Origin of the sequence: Pseudomaricurvus hydrocarbonicus, assembly GCF_011602365.1 — a bacterium.
GTDB classification, from domain to species: domain Bacteria; phylum Pseudomonadota; class Gammaproteobacteria; order Pseudomonadales; family Cellvibrionaceae; genus Pseudomaricurvus; species Pseudomaricurvus hydrocarbonicus.
The window spans coordinates 27346-40458 of the sequence record NZ_JAAONZ010000011.1 but is presented as its reverse complement, the minus strand read 5'-3'; the positions used below and the strand labels follow the sequence as shown (position 1 = coordinate 40458).

Below are 13113 nucleotides of genomic sequence, written 5' to 3'. Positions count from 1 at the left end.
CATGGCTGTCTTAAATCGTGCGGAGGGGCTATTCTACGGGTGGTAAATCATAAAATCCTGCCTGCCACTTGCGCAGAGCTTTAAAGGCTCTGACATCTTGTTTTGCCAATAATGGGCGGTTTACATACGTTTGATGCCGCCAGACAAGCAGATCTTCATCGACTGTTGTGAGGATTTCTTTGTCAACGCGAGCTTGAATGTCTTCAGGCATGTCGCCTTGGTCGCCGGGCTTGCGCGGCCACCAAATGGTATTAAACAAGTCTGAACAAGAGTCATCTACTGGAGTGGCACTAAAAAGCACTCGATAATTGTAAGACCCTTTGAAAACATTAAATGAAGCTCCGACCCCTGAGGTGCGAGTGTCGAAAGTCATAGTGATTTCATTGTTGTGTTTTATTGAGCGAAAACCAAATAGGGTCCGGAAAACTGAACCATCTTGATGGTAATCCTGTTCCAGCAGTTCCGGGTCAAGCGGAGAGTCGTGCACATAACGGAAGTGCATAGAGTCGACACTGTTTTCAAATGTAATTTGTGGGTGAACTTCTTCTTTAGACCAGATTCGGGCGCCGTGAGGGTAGATTGGGTAGAACTCTTCTTCGTCCATATCCAGATAATCGCGAAAACTGTCAAACATATGTGGCAGGCTCCAGCGAGGTGCTGCGCCGGTTGGGTCGTGCCAGAGGAATATACACCCATGTTGTTCAGAGCTGTGCCAGGTTTTCAGGCGTTTGTTGACGGTATGTTCTTGATAGGGAATATGTGTGTTTTTGCCTTCTCCATTCCAGCGCCAACCGTGATAGGGGCAGGCGAGTTCGTTGCCAACAACCTTGCCGCCATATCCCAGGTGGGCTCCCAGATGATGGCAATGGGCATTCATGATGCTGAGCTCGCCTGTTTCACTGCGAAATGCCACCAGATCTTCACCAAAATAGCGCATTGGTTTAACGCCACCATTTGGTATCTCTTTGCTCCAGCCTACCTGAAACCAGCCGACAGGCTTCATTGAAAAAGGTAACTCTTTTACATTCATTGCGCAGTGCTCCTCGTTATTCTCGGGAGTGGGTGGGGTTGCTTGCGCGCAGAGGCGCTCGGAATAAAACTAATATATCATCAGTTATTGTGGTGGGCAAACAGTATTATCATCTAGCTCATTGGGCTTACTGTTCATTACTATTCCTAATGGACATTCCAAAAAACTAATAAATAAATGATATTTGTTAATTTTTAAGTTTGGTTGGTGTTATAATCCTGCTTAATGTGATATTCAAGTGAGATCAGCAATTATGGTGCGAGTGGTGAAAACCAATAATCATGGACAGTCTTTAGGGCGTAAAGGTCTTGAAACGCGACAGCGCTTGATGACTGCAGCATTGAAATTGTTGAAAACGAACTCACCAGTGGAGTTGACGGCAGTTGCCATTGCCAAAAAAGCCAAGTCATCGTCTGCCACCTTCTATCTGTATTTTACGGATGTTCGAGGTATGCTACTTGCGCTTAACGAAGCGGCGGAAGCTGACATGACTGAAGTTCATGAGGTTCTGGACGAGCCTTGGGATCCTAATTTACTGGATGTCGAGCACGCCAAGAAGGTAGTCTCAGCTTACGTTTCTGTCTGGGATAAGCATCGGGAAATTCTGCGCTACCGCAATCTGGAGGCTGATCGTGGTGACCTGGAGTTTGAGAGTATCCGTTTGAGAACGTCGGTGCGAATGGTCAGTCGATTCGCCGATCATATTTACGCAGCACGCCCCAAGAAATCCAAATTCACACGCAATGATGCTCTGGCTGAAGCTTCAGTGTTGGTTGCGGCGATGGAAAGGTTGGCCGCTACCGACTTGGAGTCCATCGATCGCGGTGTCGGTGCTGGTGCAATGTGGGATGCGATGACTCGTATTATTGCGCGAACCCTCAGCTGCAGCGGAGACAATCAGTCTTAGTATGCTGGACGCTTGGTATTCAGTTGCCCTTGTTGCAGTAGAGTAGATCCGTATTCGAGTCGTTTCTTTCTGAAGCAAGGGCGTGCTGGACCCTATTCACTATGTTGTTGGCTTTCTTTTGTTAATATCCTCTTCCAGTCGCCTCTATTATCTTCCTTGCCAGATATTTGGCATATGGTCAGTTATCAGGTTGGTGGCTGTGTTAACGGTTACTTGTCAACAAATCTTTTTTCGGCCCACAGTCAATCTTTTGTCAGCCTAAGTGATGTGCTGATGTGAAGAATAGGTTTCTACTCGACCAGTGGCAGTCGTCTCGGTTTTTTCTCCTCCATAACCTGTAATTTTCAGGGTTTACCCCTTAATTCGGTTTTAGCCTGCTTAGCCAATTACATCATTTTAGGTTGGTGACAGCCCTTTATGGGGTGTTACGCCAGAGGCTTCTCTGAAGATTCTTTCTCAACGATCCCTGCTTGACTACTTATTATTTTGCCCATAAACTAACAATCAGTCATCTTTTTTTTTAAAAACCTGTTTTTTTTGGCCTGAAACAGCCGCAACGGATGGCGATAAAGTGTCCTTATAATTAATTCCGTACGAGGTATGATAATAATGAAGATGGAAGATATGATTCTGATTAGTGTGGACGACCACGTAGTCGAGCCACCTGATGCATTTGAACGCCATGCACCGGCCAAATATAAAGATCGGATGCCTAAAGTCGTCAAAGGAGCTGGCGGTGAAGATCTGTGGGCCGTAGAGGATATGACCTTCCCCAATATGGCGTTAAATGCGGTTGTTGGTCGCCGTAAAGAAGAGTACGGAATGGAGCCTACCTGTTACGAGCAGCTTCGTACGGGCACTTACGATGTTAAAGCTCGTGTTGACGATATGAACGTCAATGGGGTTCTGTCAAGTCTGAATTTCCCATCGGTGCCTGGGGTTTGTGGTCAAAACCTGGAGAGACTTAAAGATAAAAATCTCGCTTATGCCATCGTGCAAACCTGGAACGACTGGCATATCTTGGATTGGTGTCAGGCGGCTCCCGGTCGTTTTATTCCTATGGGTATTGTGCCAACGTGGGATGCCGAATTAGCGGCAGAAGAAGTTAAGCGTATATCCGCTCTTGGGTGTCATGCTATCGTATTTCCACCGAATCCCAATATGACAGGAATGCCAAGCCTCCAGAACGAATTTTGGGATCCGCTTTGGAAGGCGTGCGCAGATAACAATGTTAATATTTGTATGCATATTTCTGACCCGTCCATGTCTGTTCCCTCAACAGAATCTCCCGTGGATGTTTTTATCACAAATTTGCCAATTTCATTGTATGCGACGGCGAGCGACCTGACTTTTTCAGCCATTCTTCGAAAATACCCGAACATTCGCTTTTCTCTGTCTGAAGGTGGGTCGGGCTGGATTCCTCATTTTAAAGATCGCGCTGACTTTGTTAATAAGCAACATATTTGGACGAACCAGGATTTTGGTGGCCGTAAGCCCAGTGAGGTTTTCAGTGACCACGTCTTTAACTGTTTCATCTATGATCCAGTAGCGGTGAAGTTGCGTAAAGAAATTGGTGTTGACACGATGATGTGGGAATGTGACTACCCACACTCTGATACCACCTGGCCTCAATCACCAGAGGTTCTGTGGGAAAGTATGAAAGAGGCCTCAGACGATGAGATCAATAAGATCACTCACGAAAATGCCATGAGAGCTTATAACTTCAACCCATTTGAGCATCTAAAGAAAGAAGACTGTACCGTAGGTGCCCTGCGTGAGAAAGCCAAGCATGTCGATCTTTCTTATACCGACACTTCGGGTGCGGGTATTCCGCCGGCCAAGCATGATGGCGTAGTTACTTACGGAGATATTCTTAAGCAGCTGGCCGGAACTCATGCGGTGGTTCGAGAAGACTGATTTTGTTGGCTTTAAACAAGTTCGCTTCCGGGGCGAGATTCTCAGATGTTTCCTGCGTCTGATCGCTCCCGGGATGTGCAGTCATTTCGATGTTGCGAATTCGACTGTCCTCAAGTTTTATCAGTACCGCAAAAGCTACAGCTCGTTTACCGTTTAATCTAGTCATTAAGAGAGCTGTGGCTTTTCCGCTTCAACAACACACGAAGGAACAGCGGGCATGCATTGTCTTTACCTTCGTATGCCTGGAGCTTTTTGGTGTTAATTGTCCAATAAGGCACTAATTTTCAGTGTATTCACGTCTTTTAATGAACCTATCCAATAAGAAAAAGAGGTCTTAATATGCGCGCACCTTATAAAGTTATCGTCTGGGGGCCAGGCATTGTTGGTAACGCTTGCCTCAAGGAAGTGATTAAAAAGCCGGAGCTGGAACTGGTTGGAGTGCTTGCTTACAGTGACAGCAAAAATGGCATGGATGTTGGCGATTATCTGGGGGTCGAACCTGTCGGTATCAAGATGACCACAGATCAGGAGGCTATGATCGCTCAAGAAGCGGATGTGGTGTTGTTTTCGGTCAATATGAGTGCCGAATTGGATCTCAATTCTGATGCCACCAATATTGCCTGCCGTCTTCTCGAATCCGGTAAAAGTCTGGTGACTTCGGCGGGTTGGTGGTATCCGGCTTATCATTCTCAGGCATTACACGACAAGCTGGAGGCGGCTTGTAAAAAGGGAGGCAGTTGTTTGCACGGTACCGGGGTGAATCCGGGCTGGTTGTATGAGCGCATAATTGCCACCATGACTGGAGCCAGTACTACTATTAAGCATATTCACGTTCAGGAATTATCTGATAACAGTCATATTGAAAGCGCGGATATGATGGGTGGGCTGGGTTATGGTTCTGATATGTCAGAAACGCCATGGATTGAAAATGTCGGCGACCGGGGTTACTCGGAAACATTGGCTTTAACCTGCCACATTATGGGTGTAAAGTTGGATCACATCGAGTCTGAAAAGAGGTATTTTGTGGCTCGTGAAGACTACAAGCTGATTCCATTTACAGTGGAAGAAGGCAAGCGTAACGGCGTTAATTTTCTGTATCATGCCATAGTTGACGGCAAGAAATTCATTACGCTGGAAGAGATCTGGTATGTGGATGAGCGCGATTTACCCGACGGTCTTCATCGTGGTGATTATTACAATATCACGATCGAAGGTGAACCAGTATCTCTGCGAGGTCAGTTCCAACTGATGGCTTCTGTGGAAGAGAATCTGGAGCATCGTCCAGGCGACAATACCCTGCCGGCTTACTATGCCACCGCGGTACCTATGATTCAGGCAATTCCATTGGTTTGCGGTGCTGAGCCTGGCATTGTGCTGGCTTATAACTTCGCTAACTACACTCCGGATTTGCGTAATTTTAAAAGCCCGCTCATTGTGCGCAAATAATACGACGACCATGGCAGAGACTAGATGGTGGCTGGTGGCTGAGCTACCCTTTGCAGCGCCTTGGGCGCTGCTGGTTAATGAATGTCAGCGTGGATTGTTGGAAAAAGACTTGGCGTTGATTCCGGTAATTCATAGCCATGCCAGTCATCGTGCTGATTTTGCCAGAGGCGATGAATAATCCTGCGGTGGCGTATGCATGTAAAGTCAGGTCACAGACATTCTGGCCTGAGCCTCATACGGGAACAAATAAAGGCAGCCAGACATCGTCGACGTGTTCGAAAACCACCTTTACCCGTTGCCCAATCACGACTTTATCGGGATCGATGCCGACGATGTTGGTAGTCAAGTGCAAGCCAGGCTGCTCATCGAGTTCGACAATGGCAATGACGTAGGGTTCTGTCATGCCGGGCGTCCACGCCTGGTGATTCACGGTGACAGCGCCGACGGTAGCCAGACCGGACACTGCTTGCGGGGCGATATTTTCACCCAGGCATTTTGGGCAGATCACACTGGGCGGATGTTGCCAGTGGTTGCAATCACCGCAGCGCTGAAAGCGCAGGGTGCCATCTTCGCCGGAGACCCAGAAAAAACGGTTGAGTTCATCCAGCTCCGGTAGCGGGCCGGGAAGGGCGCGCTTGTAAACAGGTGTTTCGTTGACGTCTGACATCATCTCTATTCCTTAATTCCGTGACTCAATCTCTGACCAGTAGCGCGGCGCCAGCGATATTGCCGCCGCCATTGGCGACTGCTGCGACCTTGGGCTGCTGGCTCAACTGACGCTCGCCAGCTTCGCCTCGAAGCTGCAGTACGGCTTCGTGGAAGAACCCAAAGCCGTGGGTGCGCCCTGCAGACAACTGACCGCCGTGGGTGTTGAGTGGCAGCTCACCATCGCGACTAATACGCTGGCCTCCCTCAATAAAGGCACCGGCTTCGCCACGTCCGCAGAAACCCAGGGCTTCGAGCCATAAAACCGTGAGGAAACTGAAACCGTCATAGAGTTGAGCGACATCCACATCGGCCGGTGTTAGATCGGTGCGCTGCCACAAATTGGTTCCGGCAGGTTCGCCATTAAAGCGCGTCAGGTCGATTTGCTGGTCCCAGCTGTCGCGGCCTTTGAGGGGGCCGGTAATAGCCTCAAAGCGCACGGGAATGCTCTTCAGATCCGGCGCTGTGTCCGCGTGGGAAATAATGATTGCGGTCGAGGCATCGACCGGAATGTCACAGTCAAACAGACACAATGGTGTGGAGATCATACGAGCCTGAAGATAATCGTCCAAGCTCAATGGATCGGTGAAAATTGCTTTCGGATTCAATTGCGCATTGCGGCGGGCAGTGAGGGTGATTTGTGCCAGCTGCTCGCGAGTCATGCCAAATTCTTGCATGTAACGCGAGGCTGCCAGCCCGACCCAGTTGGTGGCAGAAAAGGCATTGAACGGAATTTGCCACTGGAATGAGCCGCCAATGCGGTTGCGTCCAGCACCCACCAGACTTGAGCGTGAACCCTTGGCGATAGCGCTGGCTTCACACATGGTGCGAAAGCACAGGACGTGTCGAGCCTGGCCGGTGGCCACCGCCATACAGGCATTGATAATGGCTGACATTTGAGTGGACTCACTGCCTGCACTGTACCAGTTCAGTTCCAGCCCCATGGCTTCTTTGATATCGGTTACCGATACCGGGGAAAAGCCTGGCTGCATGGCTTCCATATTGCCGGGCCAACTGGCTACGCCATCGATGTCAGCGGTGGTTAAGCCCGCGTCTGCAAGTGCGGCTTTGGTGGCATCCACGGTCAGTTGCAGGCCGCTGCGGTCCAGGCGCCGGCCTACCTGCGATTGGCCAACACCTGCGATGATGGCGTTTTTTTCGAGGTATTTAGTGGTCATATTGATTATTCGCCAGTGAGGAAAAATGGCTGGGCTGGCGGACGTTGAGCAGCGAGTTTTTGCAAGTTACTCACTGGACTGTCAATGTCCGCCAAATGCCCAGCTCAGGGTTACAATTGATTAAAGGGCACATTCTTATCGGGGCGGTGGTCCTGAGGCAATCCCAGCACCCGCTCGCCAATGGTGCTTAACAGTATTTCATCGGTGCCGCCGGCAATGCGTCCAGCCGGATCAATCCACGACCACGCAAAGTCGGTGCGGAAGTCACCCTGTGGGTCCATATAGGCGCCCTGAGCACCGAGCAGATCTAGCGCCAGCGCACCCTGGCGCTGGCGGGCACGACCTAAAATCAGCTTGCGAATGGCGCCTTCGGGTCCTGGCTCCATGCCATTCTCAATCGCAGCCATGGCGCGGCGATAAATGTTGCGCAACCCCTGACGCTCGATAAAGCCCTGAGCCAGTGCGGCGCGAACCTGGCCGTCAGCCATGGCCGGTGCACCATCGATGCGAGCATCGCGGGCCAGTTCAATCAGTTTGTCCAAAGACACGCCGCCAATGCTTTCATCGTAAACCCCGGCAATACGTTCCACCATCAGCATTTCCATGGCGACGTTAAAACCCTTGTTTTCCGGGCCAAGACGCTGATTGTCAGGAATAAAGACATCGTCGAAGAAGACTTCATTGACGTCGTCGTGACCCGCCATGCGGCGAATCGGACGCACGCTAATACCGGGAGTGCTCATGTCGACAAAAAAGGTCGTAATGCCCTTGTGCTTGACGACACTGGTATCGGTGCGCGCGACCACAAAGCCGTAGTGGGCTACTTGAGCCCAGCTGGTCCACAGTTTCTGGCCATCCAGCTTCCAGCCCTCGATACCGTCGCGGGTTTCGCGCACGGCTTTGAGGCGCACGGCAGCCAGATCCGAGCCCGCAGCCGGTTCGGAGAACATCTGGCACCAGATATGATCCCCACGAATGGCCAGTGGCCCTAATTCATCGCGGGTTTCGTCAGGCGCGTAGCGCAGAAAGATTGCCATAATCTGAGCGGTACTGATGACAAAGTACTCAGTCGGCAGTTGGTAGCGCAACTCCTCCTCGCCAAAAATGATTTTGTGCAATTCACTTTGTCCACCGCCGCCCCATTTAGCAGGCAGATTAATAGCGGCGTAGCCAGCTGACTGCTTGAGCGCTTGCCAGCGGCGACCTAGAGCCAGGTCTTCTTCAAAGCTGAGGCCACGGCGGGCATCACCGGAAAAGGCCGAGGCGTTCTCGGCTAACCAGGCGCGGGCTTGCAGGCGGTATTCGTGCAGTTCGGCACTGACGCCCAGGGCTTCCTGAGAGGTATCGTTTTGCGTCAGTGGCTGCTCAATATTCGCTTGCTGCAACAGGGTGTTACGCCAGCCGGGGACACTGCCCAGTTCCAGTGCCAGAGCGCGTGAACGACGATAGTAATGCTGTGGCATGCCTGCCCAAGTGGTGCCGATGCCAGCGTGGGTTTCGATGTTTTCCTGGGCGGTAAATTCGTAGGCATCGGTAGCCGCAATGCGGGCGGCGGCACTCAGAGCGAGCCAGTTACTGGCGCCCGCGGCAAAGGCTTGTTGCGCGTCCAGTGCGCAACCGCGAGCCAGCTGAATACGCCAATACATATCGGCAATCTTGTGCTTGATGCCCTGAAATCGACCAATGGGCTGGCCAAAGACCTGCCGTTCGAGTGCGTAGTCACGAGCCATCAGCATGGCATGTTCAGCCCCGCCTGTTTGTTCGAACGCGGTGGCCAGCGCCGCCAGGGCCAGACTGCGATCCAGCAGCGCGGTAGGGTGAGTGCAATGAATGACGGTGGCTCGGGCGTTGCTGAAAACCAGATCGGCACCGGCGCGAGCCTGGTCAAAGCCGGGCTGAATGGTGCGATTAACACCAGCCTGATCCAGCTCAACAGTAACCATCACCACCTGACCGGTACGGCTGTCTGTGGCGTGCAGCAGGGCTGTATCGGCCACTGCCGCAAAAGCAGCGATGGCTTTGTGACCACTTAGGCCTTGATCATTGAAAGTAACCGATGGCTGGCGGGGAATGGCGGCGTCGCCTGGTTCGGCAAATGCCAGGCAGCCTTTGAATGTGCCGCTGGCGAGATTCTCGGCCAGTATTTGGGCCTGCTCATCCATTTCAGCTTGTCGGAGAGCTTCGATGATCACATAGGCCGGGATCAGTGGCAGGGAGACACAGTATTTACCCAGCAGTTCGGTCAGGGTGGTGAGTCCAGCCATTCCCATGTTGAGTCCGCCAACGGTTTCAGGGGCTGACAGCATGGGCCAGCCAAGCTCAACAGCAGTATTCCAAAGCGTTTGATCAAAACTGCCTGGATGATCGAGCAGTGCTTTGAGTTGTTCCGGTTGGGTCTGATCCTGCAAAAAACGCTGGGCCTGTTCACGAATCATATTGAGTTCGGCGATTTGTTCTTCGGTTGCGTGACTCACACATTTCTCCGGTAGCTATACCTGTGATGTAAGGGGCGTCTCACCTCTATGCAGACCGCAATACTCGTGATGGCTTGGTGAGACGACGATTAATCTACTGAGCCCATTGTATTGATCAGATTTGTATTGATCAGACTCAACGGGGTGGTGATCGTTATCAGCGTTTTTGGATTTTTATGTCGGCAACTTCCCGATCCCAGGTAGTTGATGTCACACCTTCATCACGAAGCTTGTATTTAAGTACGCGACCCACCGGATTGCGAGGCAATTCGGTGCGAAACTCAATATAGCGGGGTACGGCAAAGTAAGGCATCTGATCCGCGGACCAGCGACATAAATCCTCTTCCGTAATCGTTTCACCCTGACGCAGTACGATGGTGACTTTCAGATCGTCCTCGGTCATGTCAGACAAGACTGCGTGAGCGGCAATGTCTTCGATTGCCGGGTGACGGCGGAAAGACGATTCCACTTCAAAACTGGAAATGTTTTCGCCGCGACGGCGCAGGTAATCTTTTTTGCGATCCACAAAATAAAAGAAGCCGTCCTCATCAAATTTTCCAATGTCACCGGTATGGAACCACATATTGTCCATCACTTTGAGAGTGTCTTCCGGACGTTTCCAGTAACCGTTAAACATGACGTGTGGTTTAAGTGGGCGCACAATCACCTCGCCAGACTGGCCATCGGGAACTTCATTACCATTGTCGTCAATGATGCGCACGTCAAAGCTGCTGTTGCGTTTGCCGGAGCAATCGGGTTTGGTTTCAGCTTCCAGAGGGAGCGACGTTACCAGTGAGCACTCGGTCAAACCAAAACCGGGGCATACGGTGTGCTTGGCTCCGAAGCGTTCCTTCCAGGCTTCCTGTAATTTGGTCGGAAAAGGAGCGCCACCCACAATGGCCAGTTGGCCACGGCAGCGTTTTTCAGCATCGTTTTCCGGTGCGGTTAATAGCATAGGGAACATGGAGCCGAGCAGCGTGGTGTAATTAGCCCCGGTACGTTCAATTTCAGGCCAGAAGTTGGAGACTGAGAAACGTGGGTATAGCGCCATTCGGCCGCCGGCTTTAAGGTCACAGAGTACATTGACCACGGCATTTAAATGAAACAAGGGCAGGGCTGTCCAGCTGACGGTATCTTTACTGCGGCCTGTGCCTTCGCTGATGAGCTGGGCAAGGTTGCAGGCATAATTATGGCTCACCATGCAGCCTTTGGAGGGGCCTGTTGTGCCTCCGGTGTAGATCAGCATGGACAGATCGCCAGGCGAGACCTCGATCATGGGGTCGGAGGTATTAGTGCTGTGCAGCTCGTCCCAGGAAAGTAATTGATGTTTGAAATCAGTCAGGTTGGGCTTGTCACCTCGATAAACCAGCGTTTTAATTTCTGATAGTCCGTCAGCAATTTCAGCTGTCCGTTCTGCATAATCAGATTCGGCAATTACGATGGTCGCGGCACTGTCGCTGAGTTGGTGGCGAAGGTATTCGCCTTTGTAAGCGGTGTTGATGGGCACACTGACGGCGCCGAGTTTGTTAATGGCAAGCCAGATAAAAATCGCTTCGGCGCTGTTGTCAAGCAAGGTTGCAACTGTATTGCCCTTGCTGATTCCCTGTGCTTTTAGTCCGTTAGCCAGCTGACAAGCTTCGCGATCAATATCGCTTACGCTGTAGATTTTACCCAGGAAATCGAGAAAGGGACGCTCGGGATTATCGTTTACAGCCCGGCGCAATAAATCATTGATAGTGTCTTGCTCGGTGCCGCTCCAAGAGGTGTAGGGGGATGTACTGGTCATAGATTTTATCCGCTGTTGACAACGTTATTATTGATCCATAAACTAACACATAGTCATCTTTTGTGCAAGCGTGTGTTGAGTCTGACTTTGACGCTTGCCAAGAGGCAAGAGCACACAATATACCTGTCGCGCATGGTGTTAATGCTTTTCAAATATAGTGCCCAATATTTTTCGAGTGCGATATTTCAGGCTCTGTCGATTGTCACCCTGAATAGAGTGAAAATGAAGGAAAATCTGTCGTCTTGATCAGTAAGGATGTCAGGTAAACGGTGTTGCGCGATCGAAGATTATTAACCCTGTGATTGCATTTTCACACGACAATGACCCGGATGAAAAAAATGACAAATATACACCCCGATGCCGATTACAAGGCTTTTTTGCTGCAGGGACGCTTTATGATTCAACGCAGCACGAGCTCTGGTCGTCATGTGTTTTATCCTCGGGTTATCTCGCCGGGTACCGGCGCCGATGATTTGCAATGGGTAGAAGCATGCGGTCGCGGGTCCGTTTATTCCACGACGGTCATTCGAGGCAGAAACCAGGAAGACTCTTATAATGTCGCCCTTATTGATCTCGAAGAAGGGCCACGAATGATGAGCCGAGTGGAAGGTGTAGAGCCGCAAGAGGTCTATATCGGCATGCCGGTGAAGTCCCGTATCGCAGGCATTGACACCGATGAACCCTGTGTTGTGTTTGATCCTGCGTAGTTGCCGCTACAACAATACCAAGATCAGTGTCACGGCAGACCAAAATGCAAGTCTTGCCGTGACGATAATCAGTGAACAGGCTTTTCGCCTTGAGGCGTTATCCATTGCACATTGGACACTGCACATTGCGGTGGCAGTGCCTGCAATTTCACAAAATAATATTAATTAATGATTTCAGGAGTCTGCAATGAATAACCCCATGTCTTTAATCGGGCGCACCATTCTTGTGACCGGTGCCGGTCAAGGAATTGGTATGGCTATTAGCCGTACGGCACTGGAGCAAGGTGCAAGCGTTGTCGGCATCGATATGAATCCTGAGGCCTTGCAAAATGCGGCCGCAGAGCTGGGTGATCAATTTTTTTCCATCGCCGGAAATGTTACAGATCCGGAGTTTGCAGAAAGGGCTGTTGCTGAAGGTGTTGAGCGATTTGGGGCGATTCACGGATTGGTTAACAATGCGGGCATTACCCGCCCTGCCATGATTGACAAAATGACCCAGCAGCAATGGCAATCGGTTATTGATGTCAACATGACCGGCACTATGAATTTCATTCAAGCGGTTGGCCGTCATATGTTAGAGCGCGCTAAAGGTGGAGACAAAAACCCTGGCGCCATTGTAAATATCTCTTCGGATGCAGGGCGTCGCGGCAGCTTGGGACAAATCAATTATGCCGCGGCTAAATCTGCTGTATTTGGTATGACCATGACCGCCGCGCGTGAGTGGGCTCGTTTCGGCATTCGCAGTAACGCGGTGTGTTTTGGCGTTGTGGCGACTGCAATGACAGAAACGGTTCGTACCGATGAACGTTTCGCTGACACTTATTTGGCACAAATACCCCTTGGCCGTTGGTCAACTCCGCAAGAGGTTTCTGTGCCAGTATGCTTTTTACTTTCAGAAGGCGCGTCTTATATCACTGGCCAAGTATTGTCCGTTAACGGTGGCTTCACCATCGCAATGTGAGT

11 protein-coding genes are annotated in these 13113 nt (G+C 50.8%); 6 read left to right on the top strand and 5 right to left on the bottom strand.

Going from position 1 to position 13113, the window contains the following annotated elements; translation table 11 throughout:
• Window positions 1-28: 28 nt before the first annotated feature.
• Window positions 29-1030: an aromatic ring-hydroxylating oxygenase subunit alpha gene (locus G8770_RS13990; RefSeq protein WP_208022266.1), complete on the bottom strand. Its 1002-nt coding sequence runs from the start codon at window positions 1028-1030 to the stop codon at window positions 29-31.
• Between the two features lie 238 nt (window positions 1031-1268).
• Here G8770_RS13990 and G8770_RS13985 point away from each other — a divergent pair, with 238 nt between their 5' ends.
• The 4 genes from G8770_RS13985 to G8770_RS13970 all read left to right on the top strand — a co-directional run bounded on the left by G8770_RS13985 (window position 1269) and on the right by G8770_RS13970 (window position 5478).
• The gene (locus G8770_RS13985; RefSeq protein ID WP_167187902.1) at window positions 1269-1937 is read left to right on the top strand and encodes a TetR/AcrR family transcriptional regulator; all 669 of its coding nucleotides are present in this window, start codon (window positions 1269-1271) and stop codon (window positions 1935-1937) included.
• Between the two features lie 609 nt (window positions 1938-2546).
• The gene (locus tag G8770_RS13980; protein WP_167187899.1) at window positions 2547-3854 is read left to right on the top strand and encodes an amidohydrolase family protein; all 1308 of its coding nucleotides are present in this window, start codon (window positions 2547-2549) and stop codon (window positions 3852-3854) included.
• A 339-nt stretch (window positions 3855-4193) separates the two neighbouring features.
• Complete coding sequence (locus tag G8770_RS13975) at window positions 4194-5300, top strand: NAD(P)H-dependent amine dehydrogenase family protein (protein ID WP_167187896.1); 1107 nt, start codon at window positions 4194-4196, stop codon at window positions 5298-5300.
• A gap of 10 nt (window positions 5301-5310) precedes the next feature.
• A complete protein-coding gene (locus G8770_RS13970) occupies window positions 5311-5478 on the top strand; it encodes a hypothetical protein (protein WP_167187894.1) in 168 nt (55 codons plus the stop codon).
• Between the two features lie 54 nt (window positions 5479-5532).
• Here the strand turns inward: G8770_RS13970 and G8770_RS13965 are convergent, their stop codons facing one another.
• The 4 genes from G8770_RS13965 to G8770_RS13950 form a co-directional block, all read right to left on the bottom strand.
• Window positions 5533-5970, bottom strand: a complete 438-nt coding sequence (locus G8770_RS13965; protein WP_208022265.1) for a Zn-ribbon domain-containing OB-fold protein — start codon at window positions 5968-5970, stop codon at window positions 5533-5535.
• Window positions 5971-5992: 22 nt separating this feature from the next.
• Window positions 5993-7183: a thiolase family protein gene (locus G8770_RS13960; protein WP_167187891.1), complete on the bottom strand. Its 1191-nt coding sequence runs from the start codon at window positions 7181-7183 to the stop codon at window positions 5993-5995.
• 110 nt (window positions 7184-7293) lie between these two features.
• Window positions 7294-9657 carry an acyl-CoA dehydrogenase family protein gene (locus G8770_RS13955; protein ID WP_167187888.1) on the bottom strand — a complete coding sequence of 788 codons (2364 nt, stop codon included), beginning with the start codon at window positions 9655-9657 and terminating at the stop codon, window positions 7294-7296.
• 157 nt (window positions 9658-9814) lie between these two features.
• A complete protein-coding gene (locus G8770_RS13950; RefSeq protein WP_167187885.1) occupies window positions 9815-11443 on the bottom strand; it encodes an AMP-binding protein in 1629 nt (542 codons plus the stop codon).
• A 338-nt stretch (window positions 11444-11781) separates the two neighbouring features.
• Between G8770_RS13950 and G8770_RS13945 the strand changes: the two genes are divergently transcribed.
• Entirely contained in the window at window positions 11782-12150 is a 369-nt protein-coding gene (locus G8770_RS13945; RefSeq protein WP_167187882.1) for a Zn-ribbon domain-containing OB-fold protein, read from the top strand.
• Window positions 12151-12337: 187 nt separating this feature from the next.
• Window positions 12338-13111, top strand: a complete 774-nt coding sequence (locus G8770_RS13940; protein ID WP_167187879.1) for an SDR family NAD(P)-dependent oxidoreductase — start codon at window positions 12338-12340, stop codon at window positions 13109-13111.
• Window positions 13112-13113 lie beyond the last annotated feature (2 nt).

Excerpts from the sequence above, each read along its gene's own strand:
- G8770_RS13940 (WP_167187879.1), top strand. The coding sequence starts at position 12,338 with ATGAATAACCCCATGTCTTTAATCGGGCGCACCATTCTTGTGACCGGT.
- G8770_RS13990 (WP_208022266.1), bottom strand. The coding sequence starts at position 1,030 with ATGAATGTAAAAGAGTTACCTTTTTCAATGAAGCCTGTCGGCTGGTTT.
- G8770_RS13960 (WP_167187891.1), bottom strand. The coding sequence starts at position 7,183 with ATGACCACTAAATACCTCGAAAAAAACGCCATCATCGCAGGTGTTGGC.
- G8770_RS13965 (WP_208022265.1), bottom strand. The coding sequence starts at position 5,970 with ATGATGTCAGACGTCAACGAAACACCTGTTTACAAGCGCGCCCTTCCC.
- G8770_RS13950 (WP_167187885.1), bottom strand. The coding sequence starts at position 11,443 with ATGACCAGTACATCCCCCTACACCTCTTGGAGCGGCACCGAGCAAGAC.
- G8770_RS13970 (WP_167187894.1), top strand. The coding sequence starts at position 5,311 with ATGGCAGAGACTAGATGGTGGCTGGTGGCTGAGCTACCCTTTGCAGCG.
- G8770_RS13980 (WP_167187899.1), top strand. The coding sequence starts at position 2,547 with ATGAAGATGGAAGATATGATTCTGATTAGTGTGGACGACCACGTAGTC.
- G8770_RS13975 (WP_167187896.1), top strand. The coding sequence starts at position 4,194 with ATGCGCGCACCTTATAAAGTTATCGTCTGGGGGCCAGGCATTGTTGGT.
- G8770_RS13945 (WP_167187882.1), top strand. The coding sequence starts at position 11,782 with ATGACAAATATACACCCCGATGCCGATTACAAGGCTTTTTTGCTGCAG.